Origin of the sequence: Mesorhizobium sp. M0815 (genome assembly GCF_040319995.1) — a bacterium.
Classification (GTDB): Bacteria; Pseudomonadota; Alphaproteobacteria; order Rhizobiales; family Rhizobiaceae; genus Mesorhizobium.
In genome coordinates this window covers 37,182-55,023 of record NZ_JAMYOU010000017.1, presented here as the reverse complement: position 1 = coordinate 55,023, position 17,842 = coordinate 37,182, and the positions used below count along the sequence as shown (strand labels likewise).

At 61.7% G+C, this 17,842-nt stretch carries 16 protein-coding genes; 5 read left to right on the top strand and 11 right to left on the bottom strand.

Annotated features, from left to right (window positions below):
- Positions 1 to 14 precede the first annotated feature (14 nt).
- Positions 15 to 938, bottom strand: a complete 924-nt coding sequence (locus NKI01_RS19430) for a 2-hydroxyacid dehydrogenase (protein ID WP_352964286.1) — start codon at positions 936 to 938, stop codon at positions 15 to 17.
- A gap of 17 nt (positions 939 to 955) precedes the next feature.
- Positions 956 to 2,080: an acetylornithine deacetylase gene (gene argE, locus NKI01_RS19425; RefSeq protein ID WP_352483201.1), complete on the bottom strand. Its 1,125-nt coding sequence runs from the start codon at positions 2,078 to 2,080 to the stop codon at positions 956 to 958.
- 238 nt (positions 2,081 to 2,318) lie between these two features.
- On the opposite strand from argE, the gene NKI01_RS19420 reads away from it, so the two are divergent.
- On the top strand, positions 2,319 to 3,197 hold the full coding sequence (locus NKI01_RS19420; protein ID WP_023718606.1) for a GNAT family N-acetyltransferase: 879 nt from the start codon (positions 2,319 to 2,321) through the stop codon (positions 3,195 to 3,197).
- Between the two features lie 88 nt (positions 3,198 to 3,285).
- Here NKI01_RS19420 and NKI01_RS19415 read toward each other — a convergent pair whose 3' ends face one another.
- Genes NKI01_RS19415 through NKI01_RS19405 form a run of 3 tightly spaced genes read right to left on the bottom strand, consistent with a single transcriptional unit; the run spans position 3,286 to position 6,297 of the window.
- Positions 3,286 to 4,125, bottom strand: a complete 840-nt coding sequence (locus tag NKI01_RS19415; protein ID WP_352964283.1) for an ABC transporter ATP-binding protein — start codon at positions 4,123 to 4,125, stop codon at positions 3,286 to 3,288.
- Positions 4,119 to 5,198 carry a FecCD family ABC transporter permease gene (locus NKI01_RS19410; protein WP_352589389.1) on the bottom strand — a complete coding sequence of 360 codons (1,080 nt, stop codon included), beginning with the start codon at positions 5,196 to 5,198 and terminating at the stop codon, positions 4,119 to 4,121. Before NKI01_RS19410 ends, NKI01_RS19415 begins: the two co-directional genes overlap by 7 nt.
- The gene (locus tag NKI01_RS19405) at positions 5,188 to 6,297 is read right to left on the bottom strand and encodes an ABC transporter substrate-binding protein (RefSeq protein WP_352964339.1); all 1,110 of its coding nucleotides are present in this window, start codon (positions 6,295 to 6,297) and stop codon (positions 5,188 to 5,190) included. The genes NKI01_RS19410 and NKI01_RS19405 overlap by 11 nt, the downstream gene beginning before the upstream one ends.
- 143 nt (positions 6,298 to 6,440) lie before the next feature.
- Here NKI01_RS19405 and NKI01_RS19400 point away from each other — a divergent pair, with 143 nt between their 5' ends.
- Positions 6,441 to 7,253, top strand: a complete 813-nt coding sequence (locus NKI01_RS19400; protein WP_023718611.1) for a class I SAM-dependent methyltransferase — start codon at positions 6,441 to 6,443, stop codon at positions 7,251 to 7,253.
- 383 nt (positions 7,254 to 7,636) lie between these two features.
- Here NKI01_RS19400 and NKI01_RS19395 read toward each other — a convergent pair whose 3' ends face one another.
- From NKI01_RS19395 to iolG, 6 genes are all read right to left on the bottom strand, one after another.
- Positions 7,637 to 8,662 carry an ABC transporter permease gene (locus NKI01_RS19395; protein ID WP_502895039.1) on the bottom strand — a complete coding sequence of 342 codons (1,026 nt, stop codon included), beginning with the start codon at positions 8,660 to 8,662 and terminating at the stop codon, positions 7,637 to 7,639.
- A gap of 55 nt (positions 8,663 to 8,717) precedes the next feature.
- Entirely contained in the window at positions 8,718 to 9,467 is a 750-nt protein-coding gene (locus NKI01_RS19390; protein ID WP_352964279.1) for an ATP-binding cassette domain-containing protein, read from the bottom strand.
- A 297-nt stretch (positions 9,468 to 9,764) separates the two neighbouring features.
- The gene (locus NKI01_RS19385) at positions 9,765 to 10,730 is read right to left on the bottom strand and encodes a hydroxyacid dehydrogenase (protein WP_352964277.1); all 966 of its coding nucleotides are present in this window, start codon (positions 10,728 to 10,730) and stop codon (positions 9,765 to 9,767) included.
- A complete protein-coding gene (locus tag NKI01_RS19380) occupies positions 10,730 to 11,542 on the bottom strand; it encodes an HpcH/HpaI aldolase family protein (protein WP_352964274.1) in 813 nt (270 codons plus the stop codon). Before NKI01_RS19380 ends, NKI01_RS19385 begins: the two co-directional genes overlap by 1 nt.
- A 10-nt stretch (positions 11,543 to 11,552) precedes the next feature.
- Positions 11,553 to 12,989: an NAD-dependent succinate-semialdehyde dehydrogenase gene (locus NKI01_RS19375; protein WP_352964272.1), complete on the bottom strand. Its 1,437-nt coding sequence runs from the start codon at positions 12,987 to 12,989 to the stop codon at positions 11,553 to 11,555.
- Positions 12,982 to 14,001, bottom strand: coding sequence for an inositol 2-dehydrogenase (iolG, locus tag NKI01_RS19370; protein ID WP_352964270.1), 1,020 nt, complete (start codon positions 13,999 to 14,001; stop codon positions 12,982 to 12,984). Before iolG ends, NKI01_RS19375 begins: the two co-directional genes overlap by 8 nt.
- Positions 14,002 to 14,109: 108 nt before the next feature.
- Here iolG and iolD point away from each other — a divergent pair, with 108 nt between their 5' ends.
- The 3 genes from iolD to NKI01_RS19355 all read left to right on the top strand — a co-directional run bounded on the left by iolD (position 14,110) and on the right by NKI01_RS19355 (position 17,799).
- The gene (gene iolD, locus NKI01_RS19365; protein WP_352964268.1) at positions 14,110 to 15,954 is read left to right on the top strand and encodes a 3D-(3,5/4)-trihydroxycyclohexane-1,2-dione acylhydrolase (decyclizing); all 1,845 of its coding nucleotides are present in this window, start codon (positions 14,110 to 14,112) and stop codon (positions 15,952 to 15,954) included.
- Positions 15,955 to 16,081: 127 nt separating this feature from the next.
- Entirely contained in the window at positions 16,082 to 16,987 is a 906-nt protein-coding gene (gene iolE / locus NKI01_RS19360; RefSeq protein WP_352964266.1) for a myo-inosose-2 dehydratase, read from the top strand.
- Positions 16,984 to 17,799: an SDR family oxidoreductase gene (locus NKI01_RS19355; RefSeq protein ID WP_352964264.1), complete on the top strand. Its 816-nt coding sequence runs from the start codon at positions 16,984 to 16,986 to the stop codon at positions 17,797 to 17,799. Before iolE ends, NKI01_RS19355 begins: the two co-directional genes overlap by 4 nt.
- The last annotated feature ends 43 nt before the right edge of the window (positions 17,800 to 17,842 follow it).

Here is a 17,842-nt window from a genome sequence, read left to right as displayed (position 1 = left end):
GTGATGTTTCCTGGTTAGTAGCCGAGTGTCCGATCGACGAGGCCGATCAGTTCTTCTCCGGCGCGGTGGCGCCGGATATTGTCCACGACGGATTGTGCCGCCGTATGCGGTTGCGTCACCGAGGCGATATGCGGCGTTATCATCACCTTCGGATGCGACCAGAGCGGATGGTCTTCCGGGAGCGGTTCTGGATCAGTGACATCAAGCATCGCCGCAGATACATGACCGATGTCGAGCGCGTTGATCAGCGCGGCCTGGTCTAGTTGCGGACCTCTGCCGACATGCAGCAGCTGCGCCCCGACGGGCAGTAAGTCGAAGAACTCTGCATCGAGCATGCCGTGCGTTTGTTCCGTGAGCGGGAGCAGGCAGACGAGAATATCCGTTTGCTTCAGAAAGCCCGCGAGTTGGTCCCTGCCGTGAAAACAGGCGACGTCCTCTATCCGCTTTTCGCTGCGGCTCCACCCGGCAAGCGGAAACTGGAACGGCTTCAAGCGCTCGATAGCCGCGCGGGCCAGCATGCCAAGGCCGAGGAAGCCAACCCGGCGTTCGGCCGCCTGTCGACCGGCAATCGGTTGCCAGAGGCACCTTGTCTGCTGCTCGAGATAGGCGGGCATCTGCCGGTGGAGCGCCAACACGCCGAGCGCGACGTATTCCTGCATCATGCGTATGATGCCATCCTCGACCATGCGCACCAGCTTCACATGGCTTGGCACCACGTCCTGCTTGAACTGGTCGACGCCCGCGCCGGTGGAAAACAGCACTTCCAGATTGCGGTAGCGCGAAATCTCGTCCGGCACCGTCCAGGTAATGAGATAGCGCACCTTCTCTGGCTCCATTTCATCGCCGGAATGGAGGAATTCCAGATCCGGGATCTGGCGCGCAAATATCTCGCGGAAGACCGCGGCACGCGCGGCATCGGAATTGAAAAGAAACGCCATGGTGACCGCCCCTTCCTTCAGGCCGCAAGAAGCGCGCCGAGCCCCTCGATCATCTTCCGGCAAGCGGCGAGTTCACCGATCTCGATATATTCGTCGGCACGATGGGCACGGCCGATATCGCCGGGGCCGCAAATGACCGCATCGATTCCGGCCTGCTGATAAAGCCCGGCCTCCGTACCGAAGCTGACGGCTGTCAGCGGCTCCTGCCCCGTCAGCTCCGTCATAACGGCCGCTAGATCCCTCCCATTCGCGGGCGCAAGGGCGGGATAGGAACTCAACTCGTGCCACGCCACATCGAAGCCACTGTCGCGCAGATCGAAAAGCCGGGCCTTGACCGGCTCAAGCAGGGAGGATGGAGAAACGCCGGGCACGGCACGCACCTCGACGTCAGCGGTGCAACGGTCGGGGATGATGTTGACGGCTTGTCCACCGGCGATGACGCCCACCTGCAAGGAAGAATATGGGGGCTCGAAATTATCATCGAACGGCCCGTCGGCGAGGGATTGGCCATAGGCCACGACGTGCGTGATGACACCGGCCATGGCGTGCACCGCATTGAGTCCGAGATCGGGGCGTGACGAATGGCCGGATCGCCCGATCACCTCGAGCCGTGCGGCCGCCTTCCCCTTGTGCGCGCGCACAGGCTGCATCCGGCTCGGCTCGCCGATAATCGCGCCAAGCGGCTTCTCGCATAAGCTCGGCAACGCCGCTAAGAGGTGCGGCACGCCACGGCAACCCGCCTCTTCGTCATAGGAGAACGCGAGATGAACTGGCTGTCGCAGATTCATCGCCAAAAGTTCGGGAAGCACGGCCAATGCGCAGGCGAGAAAGCCCTTCATGTCGGTGGTGCCGCGGCCGTAAAGCCTGCCGCCCTCGCGGCGCAGGACAAACGGATCCGAGCTCCATTCCGGCTCGCCGGCCGGCACGACATCCATATGTCCAGAGATGATATAGCCCCGAGCCTGGCGCGGGCCGATCGTGACGAAGAGGTTGGACCGGTCACCCTCGGGTCCGGGGAGAACTGTCACCTCGGCTCCTGCCGCCTGACAGTAGTCGCGGATCCAATCGACGATCGCGCTGTTTGGCGTGCCCACAACAGAGGGAAATGCAACCAGAGTCGCGAGGATTTCTTCCACGTTCATGGCGGTCGCTCTGCTTGCACACTATCACCGGTCGCGACCAGCCTACCCGTATGGAGAAGTGTTCCCTGCCGAATCGCGCCGTGCTTTGGCCGAAGATTGCGAAAAAGCACCTCAAACCAGCGAAACCTGCTGGCTTTCCCCTGTAAAGATGCTGCAAAAGAGGCCTGTCGCAAACATGGCAATCGGAGCCTTAGCACCGCGTGCCTTGCGCATTCGTTGAAGGACCGGATCGACTGAGATGCAGAGATCAGTACGCCTGAAATCCTTCGAACTGGTCGCGCGGGACATTGATGATGTCGACGTCAAGCTACTGCACGCGCTGTCGATCTCAGTCCGCTGGCCTCATCGGCCGAAGGATTGGGACTTTCTGCGCCGCGCCGGCCGCGGCATTGTTGCCGTTGATGGTATTGGACGCGTTTTCGGGAGCGCGATGTGGTTTCCCCACGGGGACGATTTCGCCACCATCGGCGTAGTGATCACAACGCCGCGCACGCAAGCGCAAGGAGGCGGCCGATGGCTCATGGACTTGGTGCTCGAGCAATGCGGCGATCGCAACTTGGCACTCAATGCTACCCATGCTGCCTATCCTCTTTATGTCTCACTCGGTTTCACGACCGAGGCGATCGTATACATGCGCCAGGGGGAGGTCCCACAGACACCCCCAACAATGCCGGCCCTGGACGGTCAATTGCAGGCGCTATCGAGCGACAGGCTGAAGGAGATCACGGCGTTGGATACGCGCGCGTTTGGGACAAACCGCGAGAGGCTGCTCGCGTTGCTCGCGGCCGATGCCTCAATCTGCACTTTGAGCCGTGGCGGCGAGATCGTCGGCTATTCCATGTGTCGCGAGTTCGGGCGTGGCCACGTGATCGGCCCCATGGTCGCGCGCAACGATCTAGACGCGGTCCATCTCACAGCCGTGCATCTGAAGGAACTGGCAGGACGGTTCGCCCGCGTCGATACGCGCGAGAAGGATGGCGTGTTTGCCGCGTTTCTCCAGCAGTGCGGCCTCGGCATCGCCGAGACCGTTACGACCATGTCCAAAGGGCACCGCTTTCTGAACCGGGAAGACAATGGGCCTTGGGTCTATGGATTGGCCGGCCACGCCTTGAGTTGAATGCAAGCACACTGTCGCCTTCAACCAGCGGCCAGAGGATCAGGTCGATCAGTGCGCGCGTCGATCAACCGGCATAATTCGGTTGCCGTCACGCGGCCGGAATGGCTGCCGCTTCGAATCTGCTCCTAATCCCGGATTCGGTTTCCGCTGCCGGCATTATGACCGTCCGACGCCCATCCGCCACGCCATCCACGATGACATGGCCGATGCCGCGCGAGCAGGGCTCAATGCGCGCGCTGAGGTGATAAATGTCCCGCAGCAGATCGGATGTGATGACGCCCGGCGATGACCCGCATGCGACCAGCCGGCCGTCCGCGATGACCATTGTCTGATCGCTGAAGCGCAGGGCGTGATTGAGGTCGTGCAGGGCGATCAGCACGACCATGCCTCGCGCCTGAGCAAGTTCCCGCATGAGACCGAGCACTTCCACCTGCCGCGACAGATCGAGTGCTGATGTCGGTTCGTCCATCAGCAGGACCTCGGGCTCACGCACAAGCGTTTGTGCCAGGCTGGCGAGTTGCCGCTGGCCGCCGGAAAGCTCGCCGATGTTGCGGAAAGCGATATCGGCGATGCCGAGCGCCGCCAGGGTCTCGTCGATGCGAGCCAGATCATCGTCGCTCACAGACCAGCCCATACCCTGCTTGCGGGCGAGCAACACTGACTCATAGACGGTGAGCACCGCGTTGGCGGACGTTTCCTGTGGCATGTAGCAGATGCCGCTCTTCCCGCGAATGGCCCCCTCGACATGCATTGCTCCCGGTCCGTGCAGGAGGCCGGCGATGCGCCTGAAGAGCGTCGACTTCCCGGCGGCATTCGGACCGATCACCGCCACGATGTCTCCGCCCTCGAACGCTGGCGTCGTCACATCCCGAAGCCGGAGGCTCGTGCCGTAGCGCGCGCCGAGCGCCTCGAGCCGGATCGTCACCATGAGCGCCTCGTGCTAGACAGGATGAGCGAGATGAAGAACGGGATGCCAATGAGTGAGGTGACGATGCCGATCGGGAAGACCGTCCCCGGGATAAGCGACTTGCTGACGACCGAACTGGCCGACAGGATGAGCGCACCCGACAGGGCCGAGGCGGGCAGGAAGAAGCGTTGGTCCTCGCCGATGACCATGCGCGCGATGTGCGGGCCCACAAGTCCGATAAAGCCTATGGTGCCGACGAAGGCAACGGGGATGGCGGCGAGAAGGCTCACCAGAATCAGCGTCTCAAGCCGCAGGCGGCCGACCTTGACGCCGAAGCTGGCCGCCTTGTCCTCACCAAGCCTCAACGCCGTCAGCGCCCAGGTGCGCCGGGCGAAAATGGGTAAGACTGCGAGGAGAATGAATGTGGTGACTGCAAGCTTGGGCCAGGTGGCCTTGGTGAGGCTGCCCATTGTCCAGAAGACGACCGCCGCCAGCGCTTCCGCCGACGCGAAAAACTGGACGAGCGCGAGCAGCGCATTGAAGGTGAAAACCAGCGCGATGCCGAGCAGCACGATGGTCTCCGCGCTGACGCCGCGCTTTACGCTCAGCACGTGAATGAGGAAGGCCGCCAGCATCGCCATCACAAAGGCGTTAATCGGCACTACATATTCGACTGCGGCGGGGATAAGCCTCACCCCGAAGGCAAGTGCAAGCGCGGCGCCGAAGCTCGCGGCGGCGGATATGCCGAGCGTGAAGGGGCTCGCCAGCGGGTTGTTGAGGATGGTCTGCATCTGTGCGCCGGCCACGGCGAGCGCCGCCCCGACGACGATGGCCATCAGGGCTACCGGCATGCGGATGTCCCAGAGCACCACGCGCACCTGCTGCGGCACCGTGTCGGGAAACACAAGCGCCCGCACGACCTCGGCAAGTCCGTAGCGGGCGGGACCGACCGCAAGGTCGACGCACAGGCTGAAGAGCAGGGCAGCGCCGAGGCCGGCAAGGATCAACTGCCGCCGCCAGACGAGAGCGCGGTAACGCCCTCGTCCATCGGTGCTGTCGAGCGCGGTGCTGATGGCCGTCGATTCAATCGACATCGGTCAGCGAGACCCAGTGGCCGGGCCTGTATGCGACGGGCAGGAATTTCTCGTGCAACTCCCTGAAGGTCGCCTCGGGATCGAGATCGGCGAAAAGATCCGGATGCAGCCACTTCGCCATCTGCTGGATGGCGACGAACTGATAGGGGCTGTTGTAGAACTGATGCCAGATGGCATGCACGGCGCCGTCCTCGACGGCCTTCACGCCGGTCAGCGCCGGCCGCTCGGTCAGCGCCTTCAGCTTGCGCAGCGCCTCTGCCTCATCACGGCCGGGGCCGACGCCGACCCAGGCACCGCCCGGCACATAGGCTTCCCACGAGCCGCCGGTGACGATGATCTGATCCGGGTCGGAGGCGATGATCTGTTCGGGATTGAGTGTGCCGAACGTGCCGGGGATGATGTCATTGGCGATGTTGTCGCCGCCCGCCATCTCGACGAACTTGCCGAAATTGTCGTCGCCGAAGCTCATGCAGCAATCGTCCGAATAGCCGCCGGCGCGTTCGATGAAGACCTTGGGCCTTTCCGGCTTGGCCTTCTCGATGACGTCGGTAACGCGCGCGATCTCGGCGGCGCGCCAGGTGATGAATTCCTCGGCGCGCTCCTCCTTGCCGAACAGCTTGCCGAACAGGCGCATGCTGGGTTCGGTGTTGGTAAAGGGACGCTCGCGGAAATCGACATAGACCAACGGAATGCCGGCGGCGGCGAGCTTCTCGATATATTTGGCGTCTTCCGTGGCCTGCTTCGACTCGATGTTCATCAGGATGACGTCGGGCTTGAGCGACACCGCCTGCTCGACGTCGAAAGTGCCGTCCTTGAAACCGCCGAAGGTGGGGATCTCCGCCATCCTGGGGAATTTTTCGAGATAGGCGGCGTAGTTGTCCGGATCCGCTTGGCTAAAATCCTCGCGCCAGCCAGCGATGCGCTTGAACGGGTCCTCGGTGTCGAGCGCCGCGACGAGATAGACCTGCCGGCCCTCACCTAGGATTACCCTCTCGGCCGGGACGTTCACCTCGACCTGGCGGCCCGTGATGTCAGTCACTGCAACCATTTCGGCCCTGGCGGCCAGCGTCATCGACAGGGCGACGATAGCGGCCGCCATCGTCCCTGCTGGGACCTTTCCGAAATTCATCGCGCCCTCTCTTGAAGTGGATTAGCCAGAGGTGCCTTATAAAAGATGACTTCAATTCTCAAGAAATATCTTTTAGAGCAATTCCAGACTGGTACGACGACAAGGGGTCTGGAATGGCGGGCGAGCCCAATTATTCGCTGCGGGACGAGATACGCGACTATTGGTCGACGCGCGCCGAAACATTCGACCTTTCGGTGGGGCATGAAATCTTCTCACAGCGGGAACGCATGGCCTGGCACAGGCTGATGCTCAAGCACTTGGGCCCCGGGGATGGGCGTCGCGCGCTCGACCTCGCTTGCGGCACCGGGGTTGTATCCCATCTCATGCACGACCTGGGTTATGCCGTGACCGGGCTCGATTGGTCAGAGGCCATGCTTGCCCGCGCGCGTGCAAAGGCGACGCAGAGGGAAAGCGGCATCCGGTTTCTGATCGGCGACGCCGAGCGCACCCTTGAAAAAGGAGAAAGCTACGACGTCCTCGTCACCCGTCATCTCGTCTGGACGTTGGTGGATCCGCGAGCGGCGTTCGCCGAATGGTTCTCGCTGCTCAAGCCTGGCGGACGGCTGCTGATCATTGATGGTGATTTCGTCAGTAGGACCTGGGTAACCCCTCTGCGACAAGTCCTGGAAAGGGCTGTTGGCCGGACAGTCGGGCCAGTCCACGGAGTGGATCAGGCGATGGTGGGCCGCCATCGCAGCATCCTGTCACGGCTCCACTTTTCGCACGGCGCCAAAGCGGACGAGGTCTGCGTGCTTCTCGTCGAGGCTGGCTTCGAAATACCTGTGGTCGACACCCGGCTCGGCGCGATTCATCGCGCGCAGGCGCGGCACATGAACTTCCTCAAGGTCCTGGAACGGTCGATGCAACATCGCTACGCGATCTGCGTGACGAAGCCGGCCTTGCGCATGGGTTCGCCGACACGCTGACCAGCATCGGGCATCGTGCTCCGGAGGCCGGTGGCGCCAGCCCCCAGCTACTCGGTGCCGCCTGATCTACGGCATGGGCTATTCGGGGCATGGCGCGCAATTATTGACGCTGATCGGAAGTGTTTTAGCAGACATTGCAATGGGCCGCACGGATACCAATCCAATCGATGGCATGCACTGGAATGCAGTCCCGCTGCATACCGGCAGGGCGTGATTCCTGCCGATGGTAGGCACCTATTATCGGCTAAAGGACATGCTAACTTGATTCCATCGAGAGGCCCCAATATGGCCGACCGACACCGCCAACAGATATTTCTTCATCGATGTTCCTCCGTTTGTTGTGTTCACCTCAGGATATTCCACCGGCATAAGCCGGCAGAGCTCTAGCCACGCTTGATGGTGAAGAAGGACTTCAGCGATTTGCCGGAAGTACCCAGACCCAGAAGCACAGCGAGAATTATGAAGATGCCGACAAAGGCACCCTGCCAGTTGGAATCGATGCCTGCCATCAATAGGGCGTTGCGGATGACCTCGAGGAAGGCCGACCCGATGACCGCGCCGAAGGCTGTGCCGTAGCCCCCCATCAGGTTTGCGCCGCCGATAACTGTGCCGGCGATGACGCGCAATTCATACCCGGTGCCGACGGCGTTGATCGCCGAACCGCTATAGCCAAGCAGCAGCAGGGATGCGATCGAGGCGCAGAAGGACGAGAAAACATACGCCTGGAACTTGATCCGATCGACGGGCACGCCCGTCATGCGTGCCGCATTCTCGTTACCGCCGATCGCGAACAGATGGCGGGCCCACGCGGTGAAGATGAATACCCAGCCGAGGGCTAGCGCCATGATCACCATCACCCAGAAATGGGACGAGAACTGCGGTATCCAGTAAGGAGCCCATCCCTCCAGCGAGTGCACCGGCCACTTCGCTTGGCCGATCGCTTTCACGATCGGCGCGTCAGGTCCGAATTGGTAGAGCATCTGGTTGCCTGACAGCACCACGGCAAGGGAACGAGCGATCGACAACATGCCGAGTGTGACCACGAAGGACGGCATGCCGATATAGGCGACGAAAAAGCCGTTGAACGCGCCGCAGGCAACTCCAGCGAGAAGGCCGGAGGCGAACGCCACGTACCAAGGATAATGCCAGGTCAGTAGAAGACCGGCCACGATGGCCACGAGGCCCATGACTGACCCAACGGAAAGATCGATCCCGCCCGTAATCAACACCACGGTCATGCCCAGGCCCATGATGGCGATCAGCGCGAAATTCCGGGTGATGTTGGTTGCGTTTTCGGCTGTGCCGAAGCTCGGTTCCAACACTGCCATAAACGCGACAAGGACGAAGAGCGCGACCGAGACCCAGAAGGCCTGGCTACTTCTCAACTTCTGAAGCGCAGTTTGTTCCATGATGCCGACGACGTCGGCAATCGAGGCGTGGCTTTCCTGGATCGCTTCGGGTTGACTAGGCTGCACGGATCGCTCCCGTGATTAGTCCGGTGATTTCTTCCGGAGATGTCTGAAGGGTGGGTTTGTCGGCAACCTTCGTTCCGCGCCGTAGAACGACGATGCGATCGCACACGGCAAAAACGTCTGGCATGCGGTGGCTAATCAGGATCACCGCGACACCGCGCGCTTTCATGCGCCGGATCAATTCCAGGACCTCAGCAACTTGGCGCACGGAAATCGCAGCGGTCGGTTCGTCCATAATGACGAGTCTGGCGTTGGACAAACGGGTCCGTGAAATCGCAATTGCCTGGCGCTGACCGCCCGACATTTTTTTTACGAGATCGCGTGGCCGCGTTTCTGACTTCAGTTCGCTGAACAGCTCCGCGGAGCGATCGATCATCGCCTGCTTATCGAGTATTCGGAAAGGCCAGATGCCCTTTTTGAGTTCTCGGCCTAGAAACACGTTCTGCGCGGCGGTTAGATTGTCCGCCAGCGCGAGATCCTGATACACGACCTCGATCCCCTCGGCGCGAGCATCGAGCGGCTTATGGAAGTGGCAGGCCTTGCCGCCGACTCTGATCTGCCCTTCGGTCGGGGGAAAATTTCCCGAAATCAGTTTGACCATTGTCGACTTGCCGGCGCCGTTGTCCCCCATCAGGCCGGCCACTTCACCGGGTTCGATCGAAAAGCTGACGTCGGACAGCGCGCGGATTGCTCCGAAGCTTTTGCCGACGCCCTGCACTTCAAGCAAAGACACCTGGTTCATCCTCCCGTGGACCGGCGGCTCTTGGAGTCTCGCCTCGCCTCATTTTGCAACGGAAATTGCATATGAAGTTCTTGTGCAACAATGCTTATTGCAGAGTTTTATAATTTGCAACAACTATTTTGATGTCAATTAACTAACTGTTTTTAATATGATATGTTTTTGCGCGACTTCATGCGGAATCGCTTTCAAGCGATTGCCCAATTGCGGCATCTGCTTTGTTGCAACGGTTTCCTGTTGCACCGGACTGACAGACCTTGGGTAGCGGCTTCCGGTGGTTGCTTAGCGGCTGCGATGCTATCAATGGCCGTTCAGCTCTTTGCCGTTGACCACGAGCATCGGGTCGATCCTGCTCTCGAAGAAATCGAGCACATTGCGCACAGCTGACACGGCCATCCGTTCACCGCATTCGGCGGTGAGGCCGGCAATATGCGGCGACAGGATCACCTGATCGCAGGACAGAAGCGGATTGTCGGCGGCGGGGGGTTCCTCGTCGAACACGTCGAGGCCAGCGGCCGCCACCTTGCCAGACGCAAGGGCTGCAAGAAGTGCCTTTTCGTCGACGACGCCGCCGCGCGCGGTGTTCACGAGCCAGGCTCCCGGCTTCAGAAGGGCGAACTCGCGCTCGCCGATCACAGGAGCATCGCCCTTGGGAGCATGGACGGAAATCGCATCCGCCCATTGAAGGGCCGACGCCAGATCGGAGACGGCTTTAGCAGGGCCTTCCGGCCATCCGATTTTTTCGAGATACGGATCGTAGGCGGCGACTTCCATGGAAAAGGCAGCCGCCATCTTCGCGAGATGCCGGCCGATGCGGCCGTAGCCAAGAATCAGCAGGCGCTTGCCGGCCAGTTCCGAAGCTTCCAGCCGGTTGCGCCAATTCCACACACCCTCGCGAACTGACCGGTCGCCGCGCACAGCATGCTTGGCGCAGGCAAGGAGCATCATCATCGCGTGCTCGGCGACAGATATGGAATTGACGTCTCCGACGACGGCGAGCGTGATCCCACGCTTGTTGAGGGACGGCAAATCGACAGAGTCGTAGCCGACACCGTGGCGGGACACGATCCGAAGTCTACCAGCCTTCTCGACGGTCGGAGCCGAGAGAGGCTGCGTGCGGATCACCAATCCATCGGCCTTGTCGATCAGGTGGGCATAGCTTGGCTCCGAGACCTCCTCGACGTAGTCGTAGGTAATGCCGGCGGCCTGATCGAGCAACGCTATGCCAGCCGGATGGAGCTTCCCGGCAACCAGAACATGCGGCATCAGTACCCTCCCTTGGAACCGGCGCTGACGCTTGATCCGCCCGTGAGTTCCCTGAACTTTTTGACGTTCGCTTCCGCCGCACCGGCCAGCATGCGTACGTCGTTGGAGACGGTGGTCATGTTGTAGCCCCACCCGATCGCACGCGCGGCGTAGGCCGGCGTTCCACAGTGCAATGCCGCGGCTATGCCGGTTCTTTTGCAGGCCGTCGCGATGCGCTGGATGGCCTCGATTATCTCCGGCTCCTCGCGGTCGAAGGCGGGCGGCAGCCGGCCCTGGGTCATGCCGAGGGTCAGGTCAGCCGGGCCAACGTAGATCCCGTCAAGCCCTGAGATGGAAGCGATCGCGTCGAGGTTGTCCATCGCCTCGGCGGTCTCGACCATGGCAAACGCAAGTATCTCGGCATTCGCTTCCGACGCATAGTTGGCACCGGCCGCGAAATTCACACGTGTCGGGCCAAAGCTTCGGCTGCCCAGCGGCGGATAACGAACGTAGCTGACAAACTCGGCCGCCTGTTCGGCGGTATTCACCATCGGACAGATGACGCCATAAGCACCCGCGTCGAGCACTTTCATGATGATGCCTGGCTCCAGCCAAGGCACCCTGACGAGCGGCACCGTGGCGGAGGCCCGCATCGCCTGGAGCATTGGCAACAGGCCGTTGTAGTCGAGCGCTCCATGTTGGAGGTCGACGCCGATGCTGTCGTAACCTTGCGCCGCCATGATCTCGGCAGTGAAACTGTTGCCGATTGAAAGCCAGCCATTGATGGTCGGCTTCCCTTCCGCCCAGAGCTGCTTGAGCCTGTTCTTGATCATGAAACGCCTCTTAGAATACGATTTGAGCCAGCTTGGTATCGAGATAGTCCCGGATACCTTCCGCGCCGCCTTCCCGGCCCATGCCGGAATGGTTGGTCCCGCCGAACGGCGCCTCGGAAGCGGCGAGCGCAAAGCTGTTGATGCCGACCATTCCAGCCTTGAGCGTCGCGACAACTCTGCGAGCGCGCCCCGCATCCCGGGTGAAGGCATAGGCGGAAAGCCCCATCTTCGAGGCGTTTGCCCGAGCCAGAACCTCCTCCTCGGACGAAAAGCGGGTGATGGCGGCGACCGGGCCAAAATTTTCCTCGGCAAAAACGGTCATGTCGTCTGCGACATCTGTAAGGACCGTCGGCTCAAAGAAATGGCCGGAATTGAAGGCTGGCGAGCGACGGCCGCCGGCGGCAATCCTGGCACCGGCCTTTTCGGCGTCGGCGACGATGTTTTCGATTTCGTCGATTCTCCTGGCATTGATCAGGGGACCCATCTGCACCGTCGGATCGAGACCATCGCCCAGCTTCAGGGCTTTCGCTCGCGCGACGAAACCCTCGACGAAAGCATCGTGGACCTTTTCGTGGATGAAGAAGCGGTCTGGTGTGACGCAAACCTGCCCGGCATTGGCGAATTTCGTGGGCACGGATACGTTGAGTGCGCTTTCGATATCCGCGTCGTCGAAGACGATGAGGGGCGCGTTGCCGCCAAGCTCCATCGACACCTTTTTCACTGTATCGGCTGCGTCGCGCAGCATTTGCTGCCCGACCCGTGTGGACCCGGTCAGCGACACCTTGCGCACAAGCGCCGATGCCATCAGCGGCACGTAGGTCGTGGCCGTCGACCCGACGAGAAGGCCGATCGTGCCTGGGGGGAGCCTGCCTGCACGCAGGCAGTCGATCATGACCATCGCGACGCCTGGCGTCTGGCTAGAAGGCCGAAGGATGGCCGAACACCCGGCGGCAAGCGCTGGGGCGATCTTGCGGGCGACGAGCGCTGCCGGAAAATTCCATGCCGTAAAGGCCGCCACGACCCCGATCGGCTCATGCAGCACTTCGAAGCGGCCTCCGGGAACACGGCTGTCGATGATACGGCCATAAACACGCCGAGCCTCTTCGGCGTACCACCGGAACTGATCGGTCGCCAAAACCCACTCGCGTCCGGATTGCGCGATGGGCTTGCCGGTCTCCAACGTAATCATGCGGGCGGCTTCGTCATGCCGCCGGCCCATTTCGTCGGCGATGGCGTGAAGCGCGTCGGCGCGCTCGAACGCGCTCTTTGCCCGCCACGCGCAAAGGCCACGTTCGGCCGCCGCCAAGGCAGATTGCGCATCGTCCAGCGTCGCGGTTGGAGTGTCGCCCAGTGAGCGTTCGGTGACGGGACTGGCTACCGTCGCCGTGCTTCCGTCGGAAGCGGCGCGCCATTCACCGTCGATGAAAAGTCCATATTTGTCATACATTGCCGCCACCGATCTCGCTGGTGCGGACGACGCGACGCTCGGCGACAGATTTGATCGCGGCTTCGGCGAGAACCAGCGCAAGGCGTCCGTCCTCGAAAACGACCGACGGCTGGCGTCCATTTTCGATGGCGTCGACGAAGTCGTCGATTTCAGCGTTGAATGCTTCCCTGTATCGCTCGATAAAGAAATGAAGGTAGGGCTGCGCCCGATCGCTCAGCCCATCGGCATAAATACGCGCTTCATGCGCGCGGCGGTTCTCGGAAATCGCCATGCCGGCGGATCCGAACGCCTCGACGCGCTGATCGTATCCATAGACCGCCCGTCGTGAGTTGTTGATGATGCACTGCTTGCCGCTGGCGGTGCTCAAAACCACGGTCACCGTATCCCAGTCATTCGTCTCGGCCATCAGGTCGGGGTCGACCAGCCGGCTGCCGGTCGCAAAGACCTCAACAGGCTCTTCACCGAGCATGAAGCGAGCCATGTCAAAATCGTGGATTGTCATGTCGCGAAATATGCCGCCGGAGACGCGTATGTAGGCAGCCGGCGCCATGCCAGGATCCCGCGACGTGATGATCACCTGGTGGAGTTCGCCGATCTCACCACCTTCGATTGCTGCTCTCACGGCGGCGTGCCCAGGGTCGAAGCGGCGGACGAAGCCAATCATGATAGGCAGTTTGCTTCCACGGATATTGGCCGCACAGCGATCGACACGCTTCAGGTGAAGGTCGATGGGCTTCTCGCACAGCACCGGCTTTCCGGCCGCGACTGCCCGCTCGATGTAGTCGACATGGGTATCGGTCGCGGTGGCGATCAACACGGCGTCTATATCGTTCGTATCAAACATGGCGTCGGCCGAATCCAACGCGGGGACGGAGAGCATGGCTGCCACTTCATCGGCCGCGGCGCGATTGACGTCATAGACCGCCGCCAGTTTCGTTCGTGGGTGTGCAGCGATGTTGGCCGCGTGCATGCGCCCGATGCGCCCGCAACCGAGCACGCCAATTCTGAGCATAGAATTCCTCCGCAACAATATTTCTGCAATGATCGTTGCAAATAGGTTGATTTGTCAATGGGTATTCCGTAAAAGTATGAACAACGGAAATTCGCCAGGGAGGAAGCGATGACGAAGACCATTCGTCTGACCATGACGCAGGCGCTTGTGCGCTATTTAAGCAATCAATTCACCGTCATCGACGGCAGCAAGGTTCCGCTGTTTGCGGGCGTGTTCGCCATTTTCGGTCACGGCAATGTCACCTGCCTGTCCGAAGCCTTGGAGGCCGCGCAGGACGTCCTTCCCACATGGCGCGGCCAGAACGAGCAGTCCATGGCACTGGCCGCGATCGGATTTGCAAAGGCGAAGCGCCGGCGCCAGATCATGATCGCCGCCACCTCTATCGGCCCGGGCGCTCTGAACATGGTGACCGCCGCAGGCGTCGCCCATTCAAATCGACTTCCGGTACTGATGCTTGCAGGCGACACCTTTGTCAGTCGCCGGCCCGATCCGGTCATGCAGCAGGTCGAGCACTTCGGCGACCCCTCAATCAACGTCAACGACGCGTTCAAGGCGGTAACCCGCTACTGGGACCGCATTGTCCATCCCGAACAGATCATCTCTTCACTGCCCCAGGCGGTCGCCGTTCTGCTGGACCCGGCCGACTGCGGGCCGGCCTTCATCGCTCTCCCCCAAGACGTGCAGGAAGTCGCCTGGGATTATCCCGAATCCTTCTTCGAACCCACGGTCCATGCGATTCCGCGTCCCCGGCCGGATCGCGCGCGCCTCGAAGAGGCGGTACGTCTTCTCAAGACGGCCAAGCGTCCGCTAATCATTTCGGGCGGCGGCGTGCGTTACTCCGGTGCGGAGGCTGCTCTTGCGAAATTCGCCGAAGCGCGCGGTATTCCGCTCGCTGAAACCATCGCCGGCAAGGGGACGGTGACGCACGACCATCCTGCCCATGTAGGGCCTATCGGCATTGTCGGTTCGACATCGGCGAACGCGCTTGCGGGCGAAGCCGATGTGATCCTGGCCGTCGGCACGCGGCTCATGGACTTCACGACGGGATCGTGGAGCGCGTTCAGCCCCGACGCCAAATTCGTCTCGATCAACGCCGCACGGTGGGACGCCACGAAGCACCGGGCTCTTCCCGTAGTCGGCGATGCGCTGGAAACCATCAACGAGGTCGGGGCCGCGCTTGGTGACTGGAAGGCCGACAGCCGTTGGACCGAAAAGGGCAAGGTCGAGTTTGCCAAATGGAACATCGCGCTCGACGGATTCCAGAAACCAACGAATGACCCGGTTCCGACTTACGCGCAGGTCGTCGGTGTGGTCAACGCGAAGGCCGGCGAGCGGGATCTGCTGATCACCGCCGCGGGCGGGCTTCCCGGGGAAGTCATGAAGAACTGGCGCGTGAAAGAGCCGAACACGTTCGACTGCGAGTTCGGATTTTCCTGCATGGGGTATGAGATCGCCGCCGGTTGGGGCGCTGCAATGGCGGATCCAACCCGGACGCCGATCGTGATGATCGGCGACGGCACCTACATGATGATGAACTCCGACGTCTACTCATCGGTTCTCGCCGGCCACAAGATGATCCTGATCGTCTGTGACAATGGCGGCTATGCGGTGATCAACCGACTCCAGAATGCCAAGGGCGGCGCGTCCTTCAACAACATGATCAAGGATTGCCGGGTCAAGGAGCCGTTTTCGGTCGACTTTGCCAAGCACGCCGAGGCCATGGGCGCTCTCACGCGGCGCGTCGAAAGCCTTGCGGATCTCGGCCAGGCTGTGGAGTGGGCCAAAGGGACGGATCGCACCACGGTCATCACCATCGTCTCCGATGGCTACACCTGGACACCCGGTGACGCGTGGTGGGACGTCGGCGTGCCGCAGGTCAGCGAGCGGGCCGAGGTGCGCGAGGCCCATTCCGCGCAAGCCGAAGGCCGCAAACGGCAGCGCATAGGAGTCTAGGTTTTTCGGACGCCCCGCGGGGCGTCCTCTGCCGGAACGATGCCACACTCCCTGAGCATTGTTCCGGCAGTTTTTTTCGCGGCGCCAAAAGTGGGTGGCGGCGGCTGGAATGATGATGGAGATCAAGATGAGGGCCAAGCTTGGCATCGCGCCTATCGCCTGGTGGAACGATGACCTCGCCGAACTGAGCGACGACGTTTCGCTGGAGGAGTGTCTGCGGCAGGCCCGTGAGGCCGGCTTCAGCGGCATGGAGACTGGCCGCCGCTTCCCGATGGACGCGGCGGTGCTCGAGCCCATTCTGAGGCAGCATGGCATGAGCGTTTGCGGCGGCTGGTTCTCCGGCCTGCTGCTTGACGGCGATATCGAAGCGGAGAAAGACCGCATCGCCCAGCAGATGCAGCTCTTCAAGGCCGTCGACGCCCCCTGCATCGTCTACGGCGAGACTGCGGGCACCATACAAGGCGACCGCTCCGCGCCGCTTTCCACCAAGCGGCGGCTCTCGGAAGACGAGATCAAAATCTATGGTCGCAAGATGACTGCCTTCGCCGAATGGTGTTCGGACGAGGGCATGCCGATCTCCTACCACCACCACATGGCCGCGCCGATCGAGACCGAGGAAGAGCTCGACTTGCTGATGAAGCATTCCGGCGAGGCTCTGGCCCTGCTCTACGATGCCGGCCACATGGCCTTTGCCGGCGGCGATGTGCAGCGGGTGGTCGACAAGCACCACGCCCGCATTTCGCATGTCCACACCAAGGATATCCGCCAGGCAGTCGTAGACGGGCTAGACCGCACCCAGGAAAGTTTTCTCGACGCGGTGGTCAAGGGAGCCTTCACCGTACCGGGTGACGGATCGCTCGACTTCGAGGCGATCGTCAAGCGCCTGGCGAGCTACGGCTACGAAGGCTGGTTCGTCGTTGAAGCCGAGCAGGATCCCGTCAAAAGCCCGCCGCTCGAAATGGCGAAGATAGGTCACAAGGAATTGCTGCGCGTCATGGCCGCGGCTGGCTACACAGTGGAGGACAAGGCATGAACCGGATGGATGGTAAGATCTGCGTCGTCACCGGATCGACGCAGGGACTGGGCGCGGCTATCGCGCGCCAGCTCGCGCAAGCCGGTGCGGCTGGCCTTGTCACGCTTGGCCGCAACGAAACCAAGGGCCGCGCGGTGGCCGCCGACATTTCGCACGCCACGGGCGTGCCCGTGCATTATGTCAGCGCCGATCTTGGAAATGTCGAGGATTGCCGCCGCGTGATCGCCGAAGCGGAGCGCGTTTTCGGAAGGATCGACGTGCTGGTCAATGCAGGTGCCCGGACGGACCGGGGCACGATCCTCGACACGTCGCCAGAATTGTTCGACGCCCTGTTCGCCGTGAATGTGCGCGGACCTTATTTCCTCATGCAGGAGGCCATCCGGCACATGATCCGCAACGGCATCGAGGGTGCGATCTGCAACATCGGCTCGATCTCGCAGCAGGCCGGCCAGCCTTTCATCAACGTCTACTGCGCCACCAAGGCGGCACTGGCGACGCTAACCCGCAACACGGCGTTTTCCGTCATGAAGAACCGCATCCGTGTTAACCAACTGGATATCGGCTGGATGGCGTCCGATCACGAGCGGGAATTGCAGGCGAGCGAGAAGGGCGATCCCGACTGGGAGGCGAAAGCCGTTGCAAACCTGCCGTTCGGGCGACTGATCGATCCCCGCGAAGCCGCACGGGCGGTGAACTTCCTCGTTTCGGACGATGCCGGGCTCATGACGGGTGCGGTGGTGGATTACGACCAGACCGTGCTTGGCGCCGCACCCGGCCCCATGGCTGTGCCTGAGAAGGCGATGGCGCTCTGAAGCCATCGGAACCGCCGACCGGAGACGGAAAAGAAAAGCGGCT

Excerpts from the sequence above, each read along its gene's own strand:
- NKI01_RS19430 (WP_352964286.1), bottom strand. The coding sequence starts at position 938 with ATGGCGTTTCTTTTCAATTCCGATGCCGCGCGTGCCGCGGTCTTCCGC.
- argE (WP_352483201.1), bottom strand. The coding sequence starts at position 2,080 with ATGAACGTGGAAGAAATCCTCGCGACTCTGGTTGCATTTCCCTCTGTT.
- NKI01_RS19420 (WP_023718606.1), top strand. The coding sequence starts at position 2,319 with ATGCAGAGATCAGTACGCCTGAAATCCTTCGAACTGGTCGCGCGGGAC.
- NKI01_RS19415 (WP_352964283.1), bottom strand. The coding sequence starts at position 4,125 with ATGGTGACGATCCGGCTCGAGGCGCTCGGCGCGCGCTACGGCACGAGC.
- NKI01_RS19410 (WP_352589389.1), bottom strand. The coding sequence starts at position 5,198 with ATGTCGATTGAATCGACGGCCATCAGCACCGCGCTCGACAGCACCGAT.
- NKI01_RS19405 (WP_352964339.1), bottom strand. The coding sequence starts at position 6,297 with ATGGCGGCCGCTATCGTCGCCCTGTCGATGACGCTGGCCGCCAGGGCC.
- NKI01_RS19400 (WP_023718611.1), top strand. The coding sequence starts at position 6,441 with ATGGCGGGCGAGCCCAATTATTCGCTGCGGGACGAGATACGCGACTAT.
- NKI01_RS19395 (WP_502895039.1), bottom strand. The coding sequence starts at position 8,662 with ATGGAACAAACTGCGCTTCAGAAGTTGAGAAGTAGCCAGGCCTTCTGG.
- NKI01_RS19390 (WP_352964279.1), bottom strand. The coding sequence starts at position 9,467 with ATGAACCAGGTGTCTTTGCTTGAAGTGCAGGGCGTCGGCAAAAGCTTC.
- NKI01_RS19385 (WP_352964277.1), bottom strand. The coding sequence starts at position 10,730 with ATGCCGCATGTTCTGGTTGCCGGGAAGCTCCATCCGGCTGGCATAGCG.
- NKI01_RS19380 (WP_352964274.1), bottom strand. The coding sequence starts at position 11,542 with ATGATCAAGAACAGGCTCAAGCAGCTCTGGGCGGAAGGGAAGCCGACC.
- NKI01_RS19375 (WP_352964272.1), bottom strand. The coding sequence starts at position 12,989 with ATGTATGACAAATATGGACTTTTCATCGACGGTGAATGGCGCGCCGCT.
- iolG (WP_352964270.1), bottom strand. The coding sequence starts at position 14,001 with ATGCTCAGAATTGGCGTGCTCGGTTGCGGGCGCATCGGGCGCATGCAC.
- iolD (WP_352964268.1), top strand. The coding sequence starts at position 14,110 with ATGACGAAGACCATTCGTCTGACCATGACGCAGGCGCTTGTGCGCTAT.
- iolE (WP_352964266.1), top strand. The coding sequence starts at position 16,082 with ATGAGGGCCAAGCTTGGCATCGCGCCTATCGCCTGGTGGAACGATGAC.
- NKI01_RS19355 (WP_352964264.1), top strand. The coding sequence starts at position 16,984 with ATGAACCGGATGGATGGTAAGATCTGCGTCGTCACCGGATCGACGCAG.